Source organism: Xylanibacter ruminicola 23 (assembly GCF_000025925.1).
Lineage (GTDB): Bacteria > Bacteroidota > Bacteroidia > Bacteroidales > Bacteroidaceae > Prevotella > Prevotella ruminicola.
In genome coordinates, this window is the sequence record NC_014033.1 from 2,467,865 (window position 1) to 2,489,672 (window position 21,808).

At 48.7% G+C, this 21,808-nt stretch carries 18 protein-coding genes; 14 read left to right on the forward strand and 4 right to left on the reverse strand.

The features are described 5' to 3' along the window. Positions 1–15: 15 nt before the first annotated feature. Positions 16–981 (reverse strand): YqiA/YcfP family alpha/beta fold hydrolase, encoded by a 966-nt coding sequence (locus PRU_RS10585; protein WP_041386124.1) that lies wholly within the window; start codon positions 979–981, stop codon positions 16–18. 107 nt (positions 982–1,088) lie between these two features. Here PRU_RS10585 and PRU_RS10590 point away from each other — a divergent pair, with 107 nt between their 5' ends. Together PRU_RS10590 and PRU_RS10595 are read left to right on the forward strand one after the other, a co-directional pair. Next, positions 1,089–1,763, forward strand: a complete 675-nt coding sequence (locus PRU_RS10590; protein ID WP_013064759.1) for an MIP/aquaporin family protein — start codon at positions 1,089–1,091, stop codon at positions 1,761–1,763. 25 nt (positions 1,764–1,788) lie between these two features. Continuing rightward, positions 1,789–3,015 carry a sugar MFS transporter gene (locus PRU_RS10595; RefSeq protein WP_013064522.1) on the forward strand — a complete coding sequence of 409 codons (1,227 nt, stop codon included), beginning with the start codon at positions 1,789–1,791 and terminating at the stop codon, positions 3,013–3,015. A 19-nt stretch (positions 3,016–3,034) separates the two neighbouring features. Here PRU_RS10595 and PRU_RS10600 read toward each other — a convergent pair whose 3' ends face one another. Continuing rightward, positions 3,035–4,489 carry a TlpA family protein disulfide reductase gene (locus PRU_RS10600; protein ID WP_013063669.1) on the reverse strand — a complete coding sequence of 485 codons (1,455 nt, stop codon included), beginning with the start codon at positions 4,487–4,489 and terminating at the stop codon, positions 3,035–3,037. Between the two features lie 254 nt (positions 4,490–4,743). On the opposite strand from PRU_RS10600, the gene PRU_RS10605 reads away from it, so the two are divergent. The 11 genes from PRU_RS10605 (at position 4,744) to tsaA (ending at position 18,029) form a co-directional block, all read left to right on the forward strand. Next, positions 4,744–6,183, forward strand: a complete 1,440-nt coding sequence (locus PRU_RS10605; RefSeq protein ID WP_013064151.1) for a tetratricopeptide repeat protein — start codon at positions 4,744–4,746, stop codon at positions 6,181–6,183. Between the two features lie 78 nt (positions 6,184–6,261). Then, a complete protein-coding gene (locus PRU_RS10610; protein ID WP_013064973.1) occupies positions 6,262–7,935 on the forward strand; it encodes a DUF6377 domain-containing protein in 1,674 nt (557 codons plus the stop codon). A 149-nt stretch (positions 7,936–8,084) separates the two neighbouring features. After that, entirely contained in the window at positions 8,085–9,416 is a 1,332-nt protein-coding gene (locus tag PRU_RS10615; protein ID WP_013064579.1) for a TolC family protein, read from the forward strand. A 41-nt stretch (positions 9,417–9,457) separates the two neighbouring features. Beyond that, a complete protein-coding gene (locus PRU_RS10620) occupies positions 9,458–10,687 on the forward strand; it encodes an efflux RND transporter periplasmic adaptor subunit (protein ID WP_041386127.1) in 1,230 nt (409 codons plus the stop codon). Between the two features lie 5 nt (positions 10,688–10,692). Beyond that, positions 10,693–11,448 carry an ABC transporter ATP-binding protein gene (locus PRU_RS10625; RefSeq protein WP_013064549.1) on the forward strand — a complete coding sequence of 252 codons (756 nt, stop codon included), beginning with the start codon at positions 10,693–10,695 and terminating at the stop codon, positions 11,446–11,448. A gap of 27 nt (positions 11,449–11,475) precedes the next feature. Then, positions 11,476–12,693, forward strand: coding sequence for an ABC transporter permease (locus PRU_RS10630; protein ID WP_013065353.1), 1,218 nt, complete (start codon positions 11,476–11,478; stop codon positions 12,691–12,693). Beyond that, positions 12,686–13,708, forward strand: a complete 1,023-nt coding sequence (locus PRU_RS10635) for a sensor histidine kinase (RefSeq protein WP_041386128.1) — start codon at positions 12,686–12,688, stop codon at positions 13,706–13,708. The genes PRU_RS10630 and PRU_RS10635 overlap by 8 nt, the downstream gene beginning before the upstream one ends. Beyond that, on the forward strand, positions 13,705–14,415 hold the full coding sequence (locus PRU_RS10640; protein ID WP_013065081.1) for a LytR/AlgR family response regulator transcription factor: 711 nt from the start codon (positions 13,705–13,707) through the stop codon (positions 14,413–14,415). Before PRU_RS10635 ends, PRU_RS10640 begins: the two co-directional genes overlap by 4 nt. Positions 14,416–14,589: 174 nt before the next feature. Next, entirely contained in the window at positions 14,590–15,591 is a 1,002-nt protein-coding gene (locus tag PRU_RS10645) for a class II fructose-bisphosphate aldolase (RefSeq protein ID WP_013065104.1), read from the forward strand. Between the two features lie 98 nt (positions 15,592–15,689). Beyond that, positions 15,690–17,354: a family 43 glycosylhydrolase gene (locus tag PRU_RS10650; protein ID WP_013065570.1), complete on the forward strand. Its 1,665-nt coding sequence runs from the start codon at positions 15,690–15,692 to the stop codon at positions 17,352–17,354. Between the two features lie 3 nt (positions 17,355–17,357). Continuing rightward, the gene (tsaA, locus tag PRU_RS10655) at positions 17,358–18,029 is read left to right on the forward strand and encodes a tRNA (N6-threonylcarbamoyladenosine(37)-N6)-methyltransferase TrmO (RefSeq protein ID WP_013063424.1); all 672 of its coding nucleotides are present in this window, start codon (positions 17,358–17,360) and stop codon (positions 18,027–18,029) included. Positions 18,030–18,111: 82 nt separating this feature from the next. Here the strand turns inward: tsaA and PRU_RS10660 are convergent, their stop codons facing one another. Then, positions 18,112–19,620 carry a C10 family peptidase gene (locus PRU_RS10660; RefSeq protein ID WP_080517201.1) on the reverse strand — a complete coding sequence of 503 codons (1,509 nt, stop codon included), beginning with the start codon at positions 19,618–19,620 and terminating at the stop codon, positions 18,112–18,114. 14 nt (positions 19,621–19,634) lie between these two features. After that, positions 19,635–20,501 (reverse strand): prohibitin family protein, encoded by an 867-nt coding sequence (locus PRU_RS10665; RefSeq protein ID WP_143010946.1) that lies wholly within the window; start codon positions 20,499–20,501, stop codon positions 19,635–19,637. A 136-nt stretch (positions 20,502–20,637) separates the two neighbouring features. Here PRU_RS10665 and ald point away from each other — a divergent pair, with 136 nt between their 5' ends. Then, positions 20,638–21,741 carry an alanine dehydrogenase gene (gene ald / locus PRU_RS10670; RefSeq protein ID WP_013064027.1) on the forward strand — a complete coding sequence of 368 codons (1,104 nt, stop codon included), beginning with the start codon at positions 20,638–20,640 and terminating at the stop codon, positions 21,739–21,741. Positions 21,742–21,808 lie beyond the last annotated feature (67 nt).

Consider the following 21,808-nt stretch of genomic DNA (forward strand, 5'->3'; position numbering starts at 1 on the left):
AATGCTAAATCTTATTTATTGTCCGCCCAGACGTTCAAAGTAGGGTATCACATCATCCCATGTCTTAAAGGTATCGCTACCAAACTCTATCAGCGTAGCCATGCCATCAACCTTGTGTGTATCAATCAGATAATCGCCATAGAGCAGTTGTTTCTGGTTGGTAAAAATGGTATGTCCGTAGGCTGGTACGTTGATGTATTCATACAGCCAGGCGTTCACATCGGCATAATCCTTGGCATCTACCGTAGCAGGAGCCACAAAGTAGAGTTGATAGGTTTCGAGCAACTGGCGGATGGCTTTTTGCGACGAACTGCGTGGTTTGCCATACTGATCAATCAGCGTGTTGGTGCTGATATACACAATGGGACGCTCCCTACCCTCCTGTTTATCGTTCACCCAACGGATGACAGGCACCACCGAGTGCATAAACGAGCCATCGTTCATACGATGCTCGCCATGAAAACGCACAGCCTGCTGATAGTGATTGCGAAACAGGTCGTAGGTATTCACAGTGGTATCCTCGTCGCCAAACAAGCCCCAGACATGCTGTTGTTCAGCATCGCTGGTATCGGCAAAGCACTTTTCGGTGATATCCTTATACTCCTTGACCAGGGCCTTGGTAACGATAAAATCCTGCACGCCGTCCTGTCGTGGGTTCTGAAAGTGCTGGGCACCTATCATACCGTGCTCTTTCATGGTGTCGCCCATCTGCATGGCAGGGTTCACCAGAATGCGGTCATAGCCATGCAGCATCTCGGCATACATACCCCCCATCGAGGTACCGATAATCAGGTCGGGCTTCTCGGTTTCACATATCTTATATAATAGAGCCATCGCCTCCTCGGGGTGGATGGGCAGGTCGGGGGCAATCACCTCGGCCTCGGTCAACACCTCACGGATACGAGTTACAGTGCCACTCTGCCCCGACGAGGCAAAGCCATGCACATACATTACTTTTTTACCTTTAAATAAATCCATCATGGTGCAAAATTACAAAATTACCGCGAAAAAATTTGCACGGAACGAAATAATTTGTATCTTTGCAAGCAAAAATCTACATATCAATCAACATTTTAAACTTCTATGTTATGAAAAAGTATTTAGCAGAAATGGTGGGCACTATGGTGCTCGTGTTGATGGGCTGCGGTGTAGCAGTTAGTTTGGGTTGCGACCCAGTAAACAACATCCCCGCTGTGGTAGGAACGGCATTTGCCTTTGGCTTATCGGTGGTGGCTATGGCATATACCATCGGTGGCATCAGTGGTTGCCACATTAATCCTGCCATCACCTTAGGCTGCTTCCTCAGTGGCCGTATCAGTGGCAAGGATTGTGGCATGTACATGCTATTCCAGGTGATTGGTGCTTTCATCGGCTCTCTGCTATTGTATATACTTACCGAGAATGTACCTGGTTTGGAGGGTACTGGTGCCAATGATCTGCAGGCTAACGTAAGCGTGCTGGGCGGACTGCTGGCCGAGATTATCTTTACCTGTGTATTTGTGCTCGTAGTACTGGGCGCTACTGCCAAGACCAATGGTGCTACCAACAACTTTGCCGGACTGGCTATCGGTCTGTCGCTTATTCTGGTTCACTTGGTTTGCATCCGCTATACAGGCACATCGGTTAACCCTGCCCGTTCTATCGCTCCTGCCATCTTCGAGGGCGGCACAGCTTTGTCTAATCTTTGGATTTTCATTGTTGGTCCTTTTGTTGGTGGTGCATGTGCTGCAGGTATCTGGAAACTGATTGATTCAGATAAATAAATATATAAAAAGGAAATTAACTACAGTGAAACAAAACAACGGACTTTTTAGGGCAAACGGCGCCAACTATTTGGTGCCGTTTGTATTGATTACAACTCTCTTTTTCTTGTGGGGATTTGCCCGTGCCATTTTGGATGTGCTTAACAAACACTTCCAGAACGAGATGCACATCTCTATCACCCAGTCGAGCCTCATCCAGGTAACCACCTATATGGGCTACTTCCTGATGGCTATCCCCGCAGGTTTGTTTATTAACCGCTTCGGCTATCGTCGCGGCGTAGTATTCGGATTGCTACTGTTCGGTCTGGGCTCATGGTTGTTTGTGCCTTGTACCGAGGCTGGTACCTTAGATGCTTACCTGTTTGCGCTGTTCATCATCAGCGTAGGCTTGGTATTCCTGGAGACTGCTGCCAATCCTTATGTAACAGAACTCGGCGGTAAGGAAACGGCCTCCAGCAGATTGAACCTCTCGCAGTCGTTCAATGGTTTGGGTTGCTTGTTTGCCACCTTTGCCGTAGGCCAGTTCCTGTTCAGCAATGGTGGTGGCAATGTAGAGGTACCCTACGTTATCCTAGGATTCGTGGTATTGGTGATAGCAGGCATCTTTGCCCGTGTTGATCTGCCAGAGATACGCCATAACGACGGCCTGGAGGAGAAAGCCAAGTACGGTCGCGAGCCATTGAAGCGCATCTGGAGTCATAAGTATTTTGTCTATGGACTTATTGCCCTGTTCTCATACGAGGTAGCCGAGATTTCTATCAACAGCTATTTCATCAACTATGTTACGGGCATGGGGTGGATGGACGATCGCACGGCCTCGATGGTGCTCACTGGAGCCTTAGCCTTCTTTATGGTAGGCCGTTTTGGTGGTAGCTTTATCATGCGCTGGGTACCTGCCGAGCAGATGTTGCTTATCTGTGGTTGCGGTTGTGTGCTGTGTACCATGGTGGTACTGATGAACTTTGGTAAGCTGTCGATGATAGGTCTGTTAGGCAACTATCTGTTCGAGGCGATCATGTTCCCCACCATTTTCTCACTCGCAGTTCGCGGATTAGGCTCACTTACCAAGAGTGCCTCCAGCATTCTGATGATGACCCCTGTAGGCGGATGCGGCTTCCTGCTGGTAGGTATCATAGCCGATGCCACCGACATGATAGTACCCTTCATCATCCCTCTACTCTGTTATATCGTGGTTGGTCTTTATGGCTTCGGCCTCACCATCCACCGCGAAGAAAAAGGCTTGCTCGATTAATTCGAGCAAGCTTCTTTTTTTACAGACTAATATTTCGTATCACGAACACATCCTCGCCATCTCCCTCCCTGAAATCAAAGGTAGCAGGCTTAGTATCAAACGGCTCGAAAGTGAGGGTAAAATCACTGTAATAGATGTTAGCCAAGGTACCCTCTGTGGCAGTGTGGGCTTTTACCTTAACAAAGGTGCGTTCGTCGAGCGTGATGCCATCGGCAGCTGTCACCTTATATCTCTTGCCATTAGCCGCAATGTAGGATTGCCTGGCCACAGCGAAAGGATACTCCTTCAATGTGTAATAACGGAAACTAACCTTGGTGGCGTTGGCATCGGCTTCCACCTTCGTCACAACGAGTGCCAGATTAGAAGTATTGTCTTGTGGCAGACCATTGAGCGCATCGTACATGCCCATAAAATAGCCGGGAACATAGCCCATGGCCTTCCAAACAATACGCTTATCAGGCGAGAGCAATACATAATAAGGCTTAGCATGAACATCGCAATAACTGCTCACGATGTTAATACCCTTGAAGCCATCGTTCCAGTTCTTCCAGGCGATACGCTTACTGAACTCGTGCTCTTTCCATTGCGGAAGATCATCTAAGCTGATACCTACTATCTCAAGCTTACCTTTCATCTTCTCGTAGAAATCTTTCATCTCAGCCTCAGCCATTCTGCATGGACCACAACCTATTGCCCAGAAATCGAGCAGCACATAGCGCCCATCGGCAAAGGCATCTGACAGATAATGCTTATTGCCCTGCAAATCGAAGAGTTCGTAATCAACGGCTTGATTGCCTACTTGCAAAAGACGTGGCGGATAGAGATTTGCATGAATCTCGTCCATTTGGGTTTTAAGTGCTTGGGGCGCATGGGCTGCAAAACGCTTCTCGAGAGCCCTTGCCTGCTCCAGATAAGGGAAGTCCTTAGTAACCTTTGCCGATATGGAAATCTCGTAAAGCTTTTCTATCGAGGCTGCATCTATGGGCAGCAATGGTAGGATATCGAGCTCGCGTTTGGTTATCTCTAAACGTATTGGCTCTGTCTCCTTCCAGGCACCAGCCAACTCCAGCTTCATACATTTTTCCAGCAGATCACGACAATGGTCAACAAGACGGTTCTGAGTCTGCTGTTCAGGCACATCACTTTCTACTTTCCATAACGGGTAGAGGCAATCGGTGCCAGAAACCTTAACATGAGCGCCAGGTCTCAGTATGACATTAAATGTACGGCTGGGACAGCCTTCGCCCATAAAGTCAAGACTAACCAAGGTTACATCTTCTACAGGAACGGATAGCGAGAAGCGGCCGTTCTGAACGGTCCCTACGTCATGTCCAAGAGAACCCGTGGCAAGACCAATTACGGTGCCATCTTTAACTGCTGGTACTTCACCTGTGATTGTTGCGGTTTGGGTTTGCGCCAGTCCCATCATTGCGATGAGGGCGAGCATTGCGGTAATAATAGTTTTCTTTTTCATAATGATACAAAATTTGGTTGAATCCGACAGCAAAGATATGAATAAAAAGGTGAATGATGCAAGTGTTTTTCAGGAAAACTGCAATAGGGGGTGTTGCAAGCGTTTTTCAGCTAAACATCTGATAACATGACAGTTAAACAAAACAGCAACATCAAAAAAGTGGCTGAGAGGGACGGGCTGATAAGCAAAAAACACCGAAATTTCTTGGTCATGTTACGAAAAGACTGTATTTTTGCACACAAATATTAATCAATATGAAGAAACCATTAATCATATTAACCATCATGCTTGTCGTGACAGGTTGTACAGGGTGGCAGAACCCGCTCATCAAGCAGGCTTGGCAGGAGATAGACGACAAGCCCGAAGCAGCCAGAACCATTCTGGCCAAGGTGCATTACAACTCTTTGTCGGAGAGCGACAAGGCCGAGTATGGACTGCTGAGTGCAATCGTTGACTATGAAACCAGCAGAAAACCTGAAAACGACTCGCTGATATCGGCCAGCATTACCTATTATAATCAGCATGGCGACGATTGGCATCGCGGTCGTGCCTATTTCTATCGCGGAGCCGTCAGAATGTTTAAATTCGGTAATATCCCCGAGGCCGTGGGCGACTTTAAAGTGGCAGAAACGATTGCAGAGAAATCCAACGACGAAGAGCTGAAAAGCCGGGTGTACGAACGATTGTTTTATGCCAACTTCTATATCGGCAGCAACACCTCGGTCATTAAGTATGCACGAAAGCTATTGAACAGCAGCACCCACCTTAACGATAGCACCATGATGCTGAAAAGCATGCTGATGTGCGCCACCGCCCATGCCGACATGGACAGGATGGACAGCGCATACGCCTATATAAAGAAAGGTATAAAGCTGAAGAAGGATGTAGACTGGTTCCGGTTGGTCGATGTAGATGCCAACGGTATCAGATGGTATCTCACGATGGCCTACATCCGTAAAGCCCAAGGGCAATATGATAGCGCCATAGAACTTGCGAAGGTAGGTATGACCGATATAGACCAGAAGACACGCATGAAAAGCATGCAGCTGCTGGCCGAACTATACGAACAGACAGGCGACAAGAAGCAGGCAGAAGAGACCAAAATGCAGCTAAAAGAGTACGAAGACTCTATGAAATACGTCAAGCTGGGCATGCAAATGATAGACTGGCAAAACACATTTGATGAGCGCCAGCAAACTCAGGAGTTCTACAGGCAAACGGCATGGATGCAAGGGGTGATAACCATGATAGTCATACTGGCAGCACTGGCCATAGGCATCGGCTTGTGGCTACACCGCCGAAAGGTGCGCCGACTGAGCCACCAGTTGGACGAAGATGCACAAAGCACCAACGAGCTGCGTTCAAAGATGGGACTACTTGAGAACCGCATGGAGCGCATATCCAATACACTGCTGATTGGCACACAGATGTACAACCAGTTGCAGCAGCGCCAATGTATAGCCGAGGCTACAGCCAAAGAACAGCAAAGTCTGGTTGACTACTTTACCCAGCTGCGCCCCAAACGCTGGCAGGAGTGGAAGCGCAAATACAGCAGTCTATCCACGGCACAATACATCTTCCTGATTATGCAAGACGACCTGCACTACGACGACGAAGCCATCGCTAATGCCCTGAATGTAAAGCGTACATCGGTAAGAAGCATGCGTTCGAGGATTAAGAGCCGAGAGAGGTAAGAATAAACTTTTTTGGCAAATTACTTGGTCTTTAAAATAAAAATAGGTATATTTGCAGCCAAAACAATTAACTAAAAGATGAGGAAAGAACTACTTCTATGTTTATTGCTGGCTATTACCAACACGATGCTGGCCGATGAGAAACTGAATCTGGAGGCTTACTGCCAGCAGATTGACCATGCTATAGCCCACTCTGCCGACTATGTGGCAGCACACGAGAAGAAAATTAGCGAGACCAAAAGGGCACTGGCATTCGAAACAACACCCAAGAACAAATATCAGATAAACTTTCAGCTTTACGAACTGTACCGTGCTTTTGTAAGCGACTCGGCCATGTATCACCTGACGGAGTGTATAAAACTGGCCGACCAGTTAGGCGATGCATCGGGTGCCGTAAAATGCCGTGCGCTGATGGCTATCAGATGTTCGAACATCGGTATGTATGATGAAGCACTGAACACACTCGACTCGATACATCCCGTGGGTATCGACACACTCTCGCTAGGTATTTACTACGAGGCATATAATAATGTATATAGCGAGCTGGCCTACTACACTCGTTTGGAGCACATGCGACAGACGTACCAGGCCAAAGCCGACCATTACAAACAATTGATGATGGACATTCTGCCCCCCACCTACGAAACCCGTTTTCTGAGATTGGAACAGGCTGCGCAGGGCGAAGGCCGACTGGACGATGCGATGAAGATTAACGATGCATGGCTAAAAACCGTTGAGCCAGGCAGTCATCCCTATGCGATGGTAGCCCTATACCGCTATATAGAATACAAACTGAGAGGCGACAAGCCCCAAATGATGCACTGGCTGGTTGAATCGGTGTTAGCCGATATACGTAATGCCGCCATGGACCAGGGATCGATGTGGGAACTGGCCAACGAACTGATGCTGAACGGTGATATCGACAAGGCATCGAGCTACATCAGCTTTACCAGCGACTGCGCCAACCGCTACGGATCGCGCCAACGCAACTGGCAGATAGCCCCGCTCCTGACTACGATTGCCAAGAACTACAAAACCAAGAGCGAGCATACCACCAACCAGCTACGCATGCTGTTGGTTGCCATCAGCCTGTTGCTGTTACTGCTGTTAGGCGTACTGTTCTTCCTGCGCCGCCGCAACCTGCAGTTGGATGCTGCCCGTATGGCTCTGAAAGGCAAGAACGACGAACTGGCCACAGCCAACAGTCAGTTAGCCACACAAACCGAAGAGTTGTCAACGCTTAACTCTCAATTATCATCTCTCAACTCTCAATTATCCGAGAGTAACCGCGTAAAAGAGGAGTATATCGGCCGATTCATGAGTCTGTGTTCGCAGTATATCGACAAATTGGACGACTATCGAAAGATGGTGAACAAGAAGATGAAGAACAAGGAGTTGGAGGATCTGTTCCGTATGTCGAAATCTACCGAACTCAAGGAGAAAGAGCTGGAAGAGCTGTATCAGAACTTCGACTCGGTATTTCTGCACCTGTTCCCCAATTTCGTGAACGACTTTAACGCCCTGCTACAGGACGATATGCAGGTACACCCCAAGGAGGAGAACCGACTGACCACAGAAATAAGAATTTTCGCCCTGATACGACTGGGAATCGAAGACTCGTCGAAGATTGCCGAATTCCTGCATTACAGTGTAAATACCATATATAATTATCGTGCGCGTATCAAAAACGGTGCATTAGACAATCGCGAGAGTTTCGAACGGCGTATCAAGCAGTTAGGTAACATACAATAGCATCTTACAGTTAACAAAATATTATAAAAATATTGAAATAATCCACTAATTGGCGGTTAAAATCTACTAACCGTCAATTTTTTGTCTATTTTATTTGGAAGTTATCGATAAACTTATTACCTTTGCCGACGAAATCAAATATGATTGGGATGAAAAAAAGATTAGTTGTATTAAGTATGTTGATGCTGACGCTGACGATATCAGCTCAGAAGAAATGGACTATGCAGGAGTGTATCGACTATGCTATGGCCAACAACATAACTCTGCAGAAGTCAAAACTGCAGAAGCAGAGTGCAACCGAAGACCTGAAGGGTTCGAAGGCTGCATTGCTGCCTACTCTTAACGCATCTACCAACCAGAGCGTGGGTTACCAGCCCTGGAAGGATTCAGGTGTATCTACTGTTACCAATGGCATGGTAAACACCAAGGTTGACAAGACGTATTATAATGGTTCGTATGCCGTTAACGCCCAATGGACAGTTTGGAACGGCAACCGGAATACCAATACCATCAAGTTAAACAAGATAACCGAAGACGAAGCCGAACTGCAAAGCAAGGAAACGGCAAACAGCATTCAGGAGCGTATTGCCCAACTCTACACCCAGATACTGTATCTGGATGAGAACGTGAAGGTGAACGAGCAGATGCTGGAAACCGCTAAGAAAAACGAGGAGCGCGGACAGGAGATGGTAAACGTGGGTAAGATGAGCAAGGCCGACCTTGCCCAGCTGAGTGCCCAGCGAGCCACCGACGAGTATAACATTGTAGAGACTCGCAGTCAGCTGTTGAACTATAAACTGCAACTGAAGCAGTTGTTGGAGATTACCGACGAGACAGAGTTTGACGTGGCTATCCCTCAGATTACCGACACGATGGTACTGAAAGAGGTGCCCACCCTGCAGGGTGTTTACGAGCAGGCACTGCTGAACCGTCCTGAGATTGAGCGCTCTAAGTTAGCCATCAAGAGCAGCGACGTGAACCTCTCGGTAGCAAAGGCCGGTTGGCTTCCCACCGTTAGTATGACAGGTAGCTTCGGCACCAGCACCAACTCGCTGAGTTCGAACGGCTGGGGCAAGCAGATGAAAACCAACTTTGATGCGATGGCAGGTGTTTCGGTTAGTGTACCCATCTATGATGGCAGATCTACCAAGACATCGGTTAACAAGGCTAAGATACAGCAGTTGTCGGCACAGCTCGACCTGCTAGACCAGCAGAAGACCCTCTACTCTACCATTCAGGAGTACTGGCTGAATGCTCAAACCAACCAGCAGAAGTACAAGGCTGCCTGCGCTACCGTTGAGAGCGAACAGCAGAGTTTCGATCTGCTGCAGGAGCAGTTCCGTCTGGGACTGAAGAACATCGTGGAACTGATGACTGGTAAGGACAACCTGCTCTCGGCTCAGCAGAACCAGTTGCAGTCGAAGTATCAGACCATCTACAACCAGCAGATGCTGAAGTTCTACGAAACGGGAGAGATGTAATAATTGACAATTTACAATTGAAAATTGAGAATTTTAGAGATATGAAAAAGATCGGTAAGAAAGGATGGATTGGTATCGGCGTTGTGGCCGTTATCGTAATTTTTGCCCTGGTAAAATGCACAGGTGGCAAGAAAGAAGAGAAGATTAGCTTTGATACCGCAAAGATAGAGAAAACAAATATCCAGACCAGCATTACAGCTACTGGAACCATCGAGCCTGTAACCAGCGTAACCGTTGGTACCCAGGTGAGTGGTATTGTAAGTCATCTGTATGTAGATTACAACAGCGTGGTAAAGAAGGGACAGGTGATTGCCGAGTTGGACCGCACCAACCTGATTAGCGAACTGAACACAGCCAAGGCTAACCTGAGCAGTGCCCAGAGCTCGCTGAACTACCAGCTGAGTAATTATAATAGGTATAAGGAACTGTACAACAAGGGACTAGTAAGCGCCGATGAGTACGAAAGCGCCCGTTTGCAGTATCTGCAGGCCAAGGAGCAGGTAAACACATCGAAGGAGAGCGTACAGAAGGCTCAGACTAACCTGGGCTATGCCACTATCACATCGCCTATCGATGGTGTCATCCTGTCGAAATCAGTTGAAGAAGGTCAGACCGTAGCCGCCTCATTCAACACCCCAGAGCTGTTTGTGATTGCTCAGGACCTGACCGACATGCGTGTGATTGCCGATATCGACGAGGCCGACATAGGTGGTGTTAAGGAGGGACAGCGTGTAAGCTTTACCGTAGATGCTTTCCCCGATGATCAGTTCGAGGGTCGCGTAACACAGGTTCGCCAGCAGGCAACCACCGAGAGCAATGTGGTAACCTACGAGGTAGTAATTTCGGCTCCTAACAACGACCTGAAGCTGAAGCCTGGCTTGACAGCCAACGTAACCATTTTTACCTTAGAGAAGAACGACGTACTGGCCGTTCCTTCAAAGGCATTGCGATTCCACCCCAACGAGGCACTGTTGCAGAAGGGTGAGACCATCGAGGATTGCGAGGGCGACCACAAGTTGTGGACCAAGGAAGGAACTGTATTCAAGGCTCATAAGGTTGAGGTTGGTACCAGCAACGGTATCATGACCGAGATTACCGGCGGCATGAAGGTTGGCACAGAGATTCTTACCGACTTTAACATCAGTGGCGGAGCAGGCGAGGCTGAACAGCAGCAGGCCAGCAACCCATTCATGCCACGTCCAGGTGGAAACAGAAATAACAACAATAACAAGCAAGGCGGACAAGCTGGCGGTGGTGCACCACAAAGATAAGCATTATGGAAGAAGAGAAGAAAGTAGTTATTGAACTGCAGAACGTAAAGCGCTACTTCCAGGTGGGCAGTGAGACGGTGAAAGCCTTGCGAGGTGTCTCGTTCAAGATTTACGAGGGCGAGTTTGTTACCATCCAAGGTACATCGGGCTCAGGTAAGAGTACGCTGCTTAACCAGTTGGGCTGTCTCGACACGCCTACCAGCGGCGAGTATCTGCTGGATGGCATTGCCGTGCGCACCATGTCGAAGACCCAGCGCGCCAAACTGCGCAACCGCAAGATTGGCTTTGTGTTCCAGAATTACAATCTGCTGGCCAAGACCACAGCTTTGGAGAATGTGGAACTGCCATTGATGTACAACTCTGAGATTTCGGCCTCAGAGCGTCGTCGCAAAGCCATGGAAGCCCTGAAGGCAGTGGGACTTGAAGACCGTATGTATCACAAGTCGAACCAGATGTCGGGTGGCCAGATGCAGCGTGTAGCCATCGCCCGTGCGCTGGTTAACGATCCCGCTGTGCTGTTGGCCGACGAGGCAACAGGTAACCTTGATACACGAACATCGTTCGAGATGCTGGTACTGTTCCAGGAGCTCTACAAGCAGGGCCACACTATTATCTTTGTGACCCACAACCCTGAGATTGCCGAGTATTCGAGTCGAAATATCAACCTGCGCGATGGTAAGATTCGCGAGGATACCATCAATACCAATATCAAGTCGGCAGCCGAGGCACTGGCACAGTTGCCTGCTCCGCAGGATGATTAAACATTAAACATGAAACATTAAAGATTAATGAATATACTGAATCTGTTTAAAGTAAGTCTGAAGGCCGTAGCGAATAATAAGATGCGCTCGTTCCTGTCGATGCTGGGTATCATCATCGGCGTAGCAGCGGTGATTATTATGATGAGCATCGGTCAGGGCTCGAAAGAGAGCATCCGTGCCGAACTCTCGACAATGGGTACCAACCTGCTCACAATCCGTCCTGGTGCCGATATGCGAGGTGGCGTACGACAGGATCCGTCGAGCATGCAGACGCTGAAGATGGCCGACTACGAGCGTATTGTTCGTGAGAAGCGTTTTGTTACCAAGGTATCGCCCGAGGTAACAGCCAGCGGTCAGGCCATCTATGGCAGCAAGAACACCAACGCCTCGATGTATGGCGAATCGATAGATTATCTGGACATCCGACTGTGGACCATCGAAGAGGGCGAGTGCTTTACCGAGGAGGACATCAAAAAAGCCTCGAAGGTGTGCGTGGTTGGTGCTACCATCGTTAAGGAGCTGTTTGGCGAAGGTGCCGAGTGTATCGGTAAGACCATCCGCTTCAAGAGTATCCCCATGCGTATTGTGGGCGTACTGAAATCTAAGGGCTACAACTCGTGGGGTATGGACCAGGACAACGTGATTATCGCTCCCTACACCACAGTGATGAAGCGTATTGCTGCCCAGACCTATTTCTCAAGTATTGTCTGCTCGGCTGTAACCGAGGAGCTGAGTGATGCTGCCATCGAGGAGCTCACACAGATACTACGCGACAACCACAAGCTGAAGGAGGATGCCGACGACGACTTTACCATCCGCTCGCAGGCCGAGATGATGGAGACCATGTCGAGTACGATGGACACCGTTACCATCATTCTGGTAGTGGCTGCAGCCTTCTCGCTGTTGGTAGCTGGTATTGGTATTATGAACATTATGCTGGTAAGTGTAACCGAGCGCACCAAGGAGATTGGACTGCGCATGGCGGTAGGTGCTACCGGACCCGTTATATCGCTACAGTTCCTGATAGAGAGTGTGCTGATATCCTTTACAGGCGGACTGATAGGTGTGATTGTAGGCGTAGGCGCCAGCACCTTCTTAGCATCGTTCGGCATGCCATCAAGCGTACCCGCCTGGAGTATCTACGTATCGTTCCTGGTATGTGTGTTTATCGGTGTACTATTCGGTTACATTCCTGCACAGAAAGCAGCAAATATGGATCCTATAGAAGCTATAAGACATGAATAAACATTTAGCAGGCCTATGCCACGTGGCCCTTTGGGCATTTATGTTCCTGTCGCCTCTTACATTCTGGCGAGGCACAGGAATCAAGTTTATGCAGTACCTGATGTACTGCATGCAGCCAGCAATGCTGATGATAGTGTTCTATCTCAATTATCTGTATCTGGCTCCCAAGCTCTTTGTGGCAGGTAAGCATCGCTACGACCTGCTCATCAACTTGGCAATGATTTCGGTATTCAGTATCACCCTTCACTACTGGACCGATTTTACCAACGATCTCTTCGGTGTACGCCAGCGTTTCGACGACACGATTAACGACGTAACCAACATTCTGCGCGAGGGACTGAACTTCTGCATTTTCGCAGGTGGATCTACCGCTTTAGCCCTGGCACGCAAATGGGTAACTGCCGAACAGAAGCTGAGAGAATCTGAGACTGCACGCATCCAGAGCGAACTGAAAAACCTGCGTTCGCAGATTAACCCCCACTTCCTGCTCAACACACTGAACAATATCTATGCGCTGACAGCCATCGACCAGACACGCGCCCAGAATGCCATCCAACAGCTGTCAAAAATGCTGCGGCATCTGCTATACGATAATCAGGAACGCGAGGTAACGCTCACGGATGAGATGCAGTTTATCGAGAACTACATTGCGCTGATGAAGATCCGCTTGTCGCAGAACGTGGATGTAACGTTCCATCGACAGGTGGCCTTGCCTGGTATTAAGGTGGCACCACTTATCTTCATCTCGCTTATCGAGAATGCCTTTAAACATGGCGTAAGTCCTGTTGAGCCCAGTTTTGTACACATCAGCATTACCGCCACAGAACACGACATTACCTGCCAGATTGAGAACTCGAACCACCCCAAGTCGCACGACGACCGTAGTGGCCATGGCATCGGTCTCAGTCAGGTGCAGCGCCGCTTAGAGTTGTCCTATCCCGGACGTTACACCTGGGAGAAGGGCGTTAATAAAGAAGGAAATATTTACACATCAACAATACATATCCAGTTATGACAATTACTTGTGCTATCATCGACGATGAGCCTCTGGCAGCAGGTCTGCTTGAGAGCTACGCCAAAAAAACTCCTTACCTGAGTTTGCAGGGAACCTACAACAGTGCCGTACAGGCCATGAAGGATCTTCGTGAAAACCCCGTACAGCTGTTGTTCTTAGACATTCAGATGCCCGAACTGTCAGGCATCGAGTTTGCCAAGATTCTCCCCAAAGACACAAAGGTAATCTTTACTACCGCATTCCCTCAGTATGCTATCGAGGGCTTTAAAGTTAATGGTTTGGATTATCTGCTGAAACCCATTTCGTACGACGACTTCATTAAGGCTACCGACAAGGCCATCGAGTGGTTTACCGTAGCCTTGCGTCAGGACGTTTACCGCCGCGACCGCTTTATGTTCGTAAAGAGCGACTACAAGCTGCAGCGTGTTAACCTCGACGACATCCTGTATGTCGAGGGATTAAAGGACTACGTACGCTTCTACCTGAAGAACGGCGATAAGATTATGTCGCTGATGTCGATGAAGAAACTCGAGGAATATCTGCCTAAGCCAGAGTTCCTTCGTACCCACCGTTCATTCATCGTACATATGAAGGAGACACCACTCGTGGATAAGTTCCGCATTGTGTTCGACGATGTGATGATTCCTATCTCCGACAACTACAAGGAAGAGGTTCAGAAGTACTTCGACGAGCATACGCTGGTGTAAGATTGCAAACTGCGTTTTACAAAAGGTAAAAAAGTAAAAGGGTAGAAAAGTAAAAAAGTGATAATTTAAGAAATCATTAATAACTTTTACCCTTTTACTTCTTTTCCTTTTTACTTTTTTTTGTACCTTTGCAGGCGTTAAAGCGACAATTATTCATTTAAATTTAAAGATATTATGGTTAATTACAAGGAATTAGGACTCGTGAATACTCGCGAGATGTTCAAGAAGGCAGTAGCTGGTGGCTACGCTATCCCCGCTTTCAACTTCAACACAATGGAGCAGATGCAGGCTATCGTACAGGCTGCTGTTGAGACCAAGTCACCTGTTATCATGCAGGTTTCAAAGGGTGCTCGTAACTATGCTAACGGTACCATCCTGCGTAACCTCGCTAAGGGTGCTGTAGAGTATGCTAAGGAGCTGGGTTGCGAGAAGCCCGAGATCGTTCTTCACCTCGACCACGGTGATAGCTTCGAGCTCTGCAAGGACTGCATCGACAACGGTTTCTCAAGCGTTATGATCGACGGTTCTTCACTGCCTTACGAGGATAACATCGCCCTGACAAAGAAGGTTGTTGAGTACGCTCATCAGTTCGACGTAACTGTAGAGGCTGAGCTCGGCGTTCTGGCTGGTGTTGAGGATGAGGTAGTAGCTGAGGAGAGCCACTACACAAAGCCTGAGGAGGTTATCGACTTCGCTACTCGCACAGGTTGCGACTCACTGGCTATCTCTATCGGTACTTCTCACGGTGCTTACAAGTTCAAGCCCGAGCAGTGCACACGCGATCCTAAGACTGGTAAGCTCGTTCCTCCCCCACTCGCATTCGACGTTCTGCACGAGATCGAGAACAAGCTTCCTGGATTCCCCATCGTTCTCCACGGTTCTTCTTCAGTTCCTCAGGACGAGGTTGACACTATCAACAAGTACGGTGGTAACCTGCCCGACGCTGTAGGTATCCCCGAGGAGCAGCTCCGCGAGGCTTCTAAGAGCGCTGTTTGCAAGATCAACATCGACTCTGACTCTCGTCTGGCTATGACTGCTGCTATCCGTAAGTACCTGGCTGAGCACCCCGATCACTTCGATCCTCGCCAGTACCTGAAGCCCGCTCGTGAGAACATGAAGAAGATGTACATCCACAAGATTGTGAACGTACTCGGTTCAGACGGCAAGCTCGGATAATCCAAGCATCACATTATAAAAAAAGTCCGAAAGTATCATGCTTTCGGATTTTTTTTGTATTTTTGCAGCCAGATAATAAACCTAACAATACGAACAAGATGAAGACGAATGTTCTTAAACACAGTTTAGCAGCTGTTTGTTGCATGGGACTGGCTGCATCGTGCACCCAAAAGGCAGCAGTAGTAGAAAGTCAGGAACTCACAACACTTAACACCGTTGGAAACCCCTATCTGCCATTGTGGGAGCATATTCCTGATGGCGAGCCTTACGTGTTCGACGATCCCGATAACCCAGGTAAGCAGCGTGTGTACATCTATGGTTCGCACGATAACCTGAAGGATGCCTATTGTGGTCGCGACCAAGTGGTATGGTCGGCTCCAACAGACGATCTGAGTCACTGGCGTTACGATGGCATCATCCTCACCGTAAACCGAAATGCCCGAGGCGAGGTATTCGACTCAGCAGCTACAGCCGACGTGCTGTATGCACCCGATATCACTTTTGTAACCGATAGCACAGGCAAAAAGACATATTATCTGTTCCCCAACGACCAGACAGGCTACCGCAATGCACTGATTGCCAAGAGCGACCGTCCGGATGGGCCTTTCGAAGTATGCAACTGGAGCAAGAAGAACCCCAACCAGGTTGAGGGAATCTATGGTTTCGACCCCGCTGTGTTTGTTGACGATGATGGTCGTGTGTATGGCTATTGGGGCTTTGAGCACTCATACGCCGCCGAGATTGATCCTGCCACGATGTGTACCGTTAAACCTGGCACGGAGATTATCGATGGCATGGTATCAGGCCGCAACGAAGAGGGTATCTTCAGTTTCTTCGAGGCATCGAGCATCCGTAAAATAAAAGATAAATATGTGTTTATCTACAGTCGCTTTACCAAGGATGGCGAGTTTGGTTTGCCCACTAGCAACTACAACTTAGCCTATGCCTATAGCGACCAGCCATTAGGTCCTTGGACTTATGGTGGTACCATTATCGATGCTCGTGGTCGCGAGATTAACGAGAAAGGCGACACCATAGCATCGGCTGTTCCAGATGGCAACACCCATGGCAGTATCTGCGAGATTAACGGACAGTGGTATGTGTTCTATCACCGCCAGACAGGCACCAACGAGTATGCACGCCAGGCCATGGTGGCTCCTATCAAGGTAACTGTCGAGGAAGGCGAAGGTGGTAAGGTAGAGATTACCGAGGGCGAATATAACTCCGAGGGTTTTGCACTCGCTGGTTTGAATCCATTCGAACGCCACTCAGCCGGTATTGCTTGCTGGCTTACTGGTCCTACACCTGCCGTTCACGAGTGGCCTAACAACAAGTTCTCGGGTTCGTATGTCGAGGTATCGTATGGTAACGATAAGAACTTCGACGATCCTTATGCCTTGGCCTGCAATACCAACCGTGTGGTTAACAATACCGATGGTTCAATCGTAGGCTACAAGTATTTTAACCTCAACGAGAGCAAGGGCAAGAATAATTTGAAGCTGTCGTTGAATCTCATCCCTGCAGGTATCGATGGTACCATCCAGCTGATGCTCGATCGTCCTTGGACATCGCAGAAAGGCAAACTTCTTGGTTGCTTCGAACTCAAGGCCGACATGCCACAGGAGGCAACCGAAGCCGTTTTCGACCTGCCTGAGCTGGCCAAGCTTTCAGGAAAGCACGCCATCTACTTTGTATTCAAGTCGAATACCAAGCAGAAGTCGCTGTGCACCCTGTTGGATTTCGCATTTCAATACTCAGAGTAATACATGGAGATACAACCCATAGCATGGTTTGAATCACCATTCCCCACCAAGTTTGGTATTCCTCGTCAGAGCGGGTTGGTGCCCGACCTGACGGGGCGTATCGTGTTTGAACCAGAGTATCGACAGATGGAGGCCGTTCGCGGACTTGAAGCCTTCGATTACCTGTGGATTATCTGGGAGTTCTCGGCCAATCGCGATGCCGAAAAGAGTCTCACTGTGCGTCCACCCCGTTTAGGCGGCAACCAGCGCATGGGTGTTTTTGCCACCCGCTCGCCATTCCGTCCAAACAATCTCGGATTGTCGTGTGTGCGTATCGATCGCATTGAGCACGATGCCAAACTCGGCCCTGTCATCTACGTTAAAGGTGCCGACTTGATGCACCACACCCCTATCTACGACATCAAGCCCTATGTGGCCTATGCCGATGCCCACCCCGAAGCCCGTAGTGGGTTTGTGGATAACACTGAGTGGGAACCTTTAAAAGTAGAACTTCCAAAAGAGTTGGAAAACAAAATCCCAACTGATCAGGTAGCATCCTTAATTGCCACCCTGCAGCAAGACCCCCGTCCCCGTTATCACAACGATCCCAACCGCATCTACGGCATGCCGTTCCTCACCTTCGACATCCGTTTTAAGGTTGCAGATAATGTATTAACAGTGGTAGAGATAAAGTAAAATTTGCAAAGTACCTAAAGAAATTTTGCACTCTAAGTACTTTGCAATTGAAAAGTCCTTAGGAATTTTTGAGGTGCCTCTTTTACTTCACTTCTACCCATTTGCCGTTGCGCTTTACTGCTTTTACTTTGCGTACGCGGCGGGTGCCTATTTGGTTGAAGTTTTTAGGATCAACAGATGGGAGGGAAATCTGGCCTAACTGCTCCTGAGCACGCTTGGTGAGGCCAACAATCTTGCCATCACGAAAGGCAAACTCCATGTTGGCTGGGTCGATAATCACCTCGCGAAGATTAGGACAACCTTTCACAAGATCGACACCTATCTGATGAGTAGAAGCTGGAATATAGAGGCGCTCCAGCAGGGTGCAGTTTTCAAATACTCCAGCTCCCAGCGTGTCGATAGATTCTGGTAACGTCACTTCGGTAAGGTTCTTACATCCACAGAATGTACCACTCAGAATATTACGCACACCCTCAGGGATGTGGATACTCAACAGATTGGGACAAAAATTGAATGCCCCCTTACGTATACGCCATACCGACGAGGGAATGTCGACTTCATTAAGCATTATACAAGTATTAAACGCATCACGCCCTATCTGCTTGAGCTTCTTAGGCAGACGGACATAGAACAGCGTCTGCGTAGCGCATAATGCGGAATCGGGCAGATATTCCACCTCGGCATCGCTCAGATCGAGTGTGTGCAGGTCGCCTCCCTTGCCGACAAAACGATCCATTTGTGCCATCTGCTGCAATACCTTGAAGTCGCTCTTGTCGAGTGGTCCGCTAACGCGCAGATGTCGAATCTGTTTCCACTCGTTCTGTGGCAGCAGCTCGGCCAACTGTCCGGCATGCTCGGTCTTTACCACCTTAGACTCTGGCACATAGTCGGCCTTACCTATTCCTATAATTGCAGATTGGTTAATGTTGAATCCCCCAAGATCATCGAGCGCATAATAACCGTCGCCTTTACCATCCCAGCCGAAGTTCACGTGTACACGCGAGCCACGCACTCCATCAATAATAAATATGTGGCCTAGATTTTTGTCTCCATTCAGAAGTGAGCCTATCATCATGACCGGTCGGCCGCCCTGCAACTCGTCCATAATCAGCCTTCGCCAAAGCCTTCTGCCTTCATCGCCAGGATATTGTTCGCGCATGATGATATAGATGTACGGATTTAATCCGAAGCACTTCTTCATCGCACAAAGCACGTTGAAGGGATTGGTTCCACTGCTGTTTTTGCCGTACGCAGTAAAAGCATTGACGCCACAATCGGTAACCAATCGAGCGATAGCACGTGCCTCTTCAGGTGTAGACGGGCGCTGAGGCATCAAGTCCCACTGATATTTCTCGCCCTTGGGCGATACTGACGGCTCTTGCAGGTAGCGCATAACCTGTGCCATAGCGAGAGCGCCGCAGCCAGCAAGACTATTAGGACCTGCCAGCGACTCCTTAGGGCAGAACATATTATAAGGTGCGGCTTGTCCCCATTGGGTTTGTATCAGTGGCAGAATTTCTTGCGCCTGCATAGAAGCGCAGGCTATAACAGAGAATGTTAAGCCAGTAAAGTATCTTAATATGTGAAGCATTAAATATTCATTATTTATTTCTTGGCACCGATGACTTTCGAGATGTCCATCATCATGCCGCCGTTGCCAGTCATGATCTGGGGCATCTTGCCATCCCACTTCTCAATCATGTCCTCCTGAACAATCATGGGCGAGAGTGATGCGGCGATGGTGCGGTTGTAGTAGGCCTCGGCATCGGCCTTAATCTTCATGGCCTTGGCGTTACCCTCGGCTTTGGCCACAGCAATCTTGGCATTGGCCTCTGCCTCTTTCACCTCGTTCTCAGCCTTCAGGGCACTCTGGATGGCGGTGTTCTTGGCATCAATCATAGAGAGAAGCGATGATGGTGGGGTAATCTTTGAGGTGAACTCCTCAACCAGGAAGCCCTCGCTCATGAGCGACTTCTCCAAACGGGCACGCACATCGCGCTCGAAATTGGCACGGTTAGACATGAGTGAATCAGAGGTGTACTGGTTAGCACAGGTACGATAGGCCTCGTAGATACAGGTGCGGATATAGCCCTCCTCGAGTTCCTTAACACCCACACGATATTTAGTAAAAATGTCGCAAGCCTTGTCGGGATTGATGCGGTAGGCAATGGTAGGATCCATCTCAAAGAGCGAAGCATCCTTGGCATTTACCGAGAAGGTCTCATACTGCTTACGCTGGGTGAACGTAGGATAGGTAAACACGTTGGTGGTGATGGGATTATAGAACACCCAACCTTTACAAGTGCCCTCAACGCCACCATAGTCCTGCTCGTTGAGCGACCATTTGTGGAAACGGATACCCACCTCACCTGAATCAACTACTGTACAGCAGGTAGTAAACAGAATCAGAATAAACACAAAGCCTCCCAATCCGTAGGCCAGCAGACGATAATACGGTTTCAATGAATTCATAACTTATAGCTTTTTTATTGTTGCATGATTGATATCGGTTGCAAAAATACAAAAAAAGTTGGAAAGACTGCACCACCAAACAGATTTTTTCGTATATTCGCACCATAAAACATGTATTACTAAAAACCTTGAGCTTATGAAAGTAGGAATTCCAAAAGAGATTAAGAACAATGAGAACCGTGTTGGTATGACGCCTGCAGGTGTGGCCGAACTTACACGTCGCGGTCATGAGGTAAGTGTGCAGCATACGGCTGGCGAAGGTAGCGGATTCAGCGACGACGACTATGTGAAAGCTGGTGCGCGCATACTGCCTAGCATCGAGGCTGTGTATCGTGAATGCGACATGATTGTGAAGGTAAAAGAACCCATTGAGCCCGAGTATGAGCTGGTTCGCGAGGGACAGTTGCTATTTACCTATTTCCACTTTGCCTGCGAAAAGGAGCTTACAGAGGCGATGCTGAAGAGCAAAGCAGTTTGTCTGGCTTACGAAACAGTACAACTGCCTAACGGTTCGCTCCCCCTGTTGCAGCCTATGAGCGAGGTGGCCGGACGCATGGCCACACTGAATGGTGCCTATTATCTGCAGAAAACCAAAGGCGGAAAGGGTAAACTGATTAGTGGTGTGCCAGGTGTGAGTCCGGCTAAGGTGCTGGTACTTGGTGGCGGTGTGGTTGGCGAGGCAGCAGCCTTGATGGCCGCAGGACTGGGGGCCGACGTGACTATCGCCGATATCTCGTTGCCACGTTTGCGCCAACTAGATATTGAGACACCAGCCAACGTGCATACCCTGTATTCGTCGGAGCATAACATCCGACAGATGTTGCCAACGGTTGACATTGTGATAGGTAGCGTGTTAGTACCAGGCGACAAGACGCCACACCTGATTACACGCGAGATGCTGAAACTGATGGAGCCTGGAACAGTGCTGGTTGATGTAGCCATCGATCAGGGTGGCTGTTTCGAGACATCGCGACCCACCACGCATAGCGAACCCGTTTATACCGAGGAGGGCATTGTACACTACTGCGTAGCCAACATCCCAGGTGCTGTTCCTAACACCTCTACCCTCGCCCTCACTAATGCTACGTTGCGTTATGCCATTGCACTGGCTGATAAGGGCTGGCAGCAGGCTTGCAAGGACGACCCAGCACTGGCTAAGGGACTGAACATTGTAGAAGGAAAGGTAACCTACAAGGCTGTGGCTGATGTATTCGGTCTGCCTTACGAGAAGATTATCTAAGTAGGTAAAATTCCACAAAAATAAAATTTCCCCAAAAGCACAACGCTCTTTGGGGAAAATTTTATAA

What these genes read in the sequence shown, in the direction of transcription:
- PRU_RS10620 (WP_041386127.1), top strand. Translation starts at nt 9,458, where the DNA reads ATGAAAAAGATCGGTAAGAAAGGATGGATTGGTATCGGCGTTGTGGCC.
- PRU_RS10660 (WP_080517201.1), bottom strand. Translation starts at nt 19,620, where the DNA reads ATGCTTCACATATTAAGATACTTTACTGGCTTAACATTCTCTGTTATA.
- PRU_RS10650 (WP_013065570.1), top strand. Translation starts at nt 15,690, where the DNA reads ATGAAGACGAATGTTCTTAAACACAGTTTAGCAGCTGTTTGTTGCATG.
- PRU_RS10590 (WP_013064759.1), top strand. Translation starts at nt 1,089, where the DNA reads ATGAAAAAGTATTTAGCAGAAATGGTGGGCACTATGGTGCTCGTGTTG.
- PRU_RS10585 (WP_041386124.1), bottom strand. Translation starts at nt 981, where the DNA reads ATGATGGATTTATTTAAAGGTAAAAAAGTAATGTATGTGCATGGCTTT.
- tsaA (WP_013063424.1), top strand. Translation starts at nt 17,358, where the DNA reads ATGGAGATACAACCCATAGCATGGTTTGAATCACCATTCCCCACCAAG.
- PRU_RS10625 (WP_013064549.1), top strand. Translation starts at nt 10,693, where the DNA reads ATGGAAGAAGAGAAGAAAGTAGTTATTGAACTGCAGAACGTAAAGCGC.
- PRU_RS10610 (WP_013064973.1), top strand. Translation starts at nt 6,262, where the DNA reads ATGAGGAAAGAACTACTTCTATGTTTATTGCTGGCTATTACCAACACG.
- PRU_RS10645 (WP_013065104.1), top strand. Translation starts at nt 14,590, where the DNA reads ATGGTTAATTACAAGGAATTAGGACTCGTGAATACTCGCGAGATGTTC.
- PRU_RS10630 (WP_013065353.1), top strand. Translation starts at nt 11,476, where the DNA reads ATGAATATACTGAATCTGTTTAAAGTAAGTCTGAAGGCCGTAGCGAAT.
- PRU_RS10665 (WP_143010946.1), bottom strand. Translation starts at nt 20,501, where the DNA reads ATGAATTCATTGAAACCGTATTATCGTCTGCTGGCCTACGGATTGGGA.
- PRU_RS10615 (WP_013064579.1), top strand. Translation starts at nt 8,085, where the DNA reads ATGAAAAAAAGATTAGTTGTATTAAGTATGTTGATGCTGACGCTGACG.
- PRU_RS10605 (WP_013064151.1), top strand. Translation starts at nt 4,744, where the DNA reads ATGAAGAAACCATTAATCATATTAACCATCATGCTTGTCGTGACAGGT.
- PRU_RS10640 (WP_013065081.1), top strand. Translation starts at nt 13,705, where the DNA reads ATGACAATTACTTGTGCTATCATCGACGATGAGCCTCTGGCAGCAGGT.
- ald (WP_013064027.1), top strand. Translation starts at nt 20,638, where the DNA reads ATGAAAGTAGGAATTCCAAAAGAGATTAAGAACAATGAGAACCGTGTT.
- PRU_RS10600 (WP_013063669.1), bottom strand. Translation starts at nt 4,489, where the DNA reads ATGAAAAAGAAAACTATTATTACCGCAATGCTCGCCCTCATCGCAATG.
- PRU_RS10635 (WP_041386128.1), top strand. Translation starts at nt 12,686, where the DNA reads ATGAATAAACATTTAGCAGGCCTATGCCACGTGGCCCTTTGGGCATTT.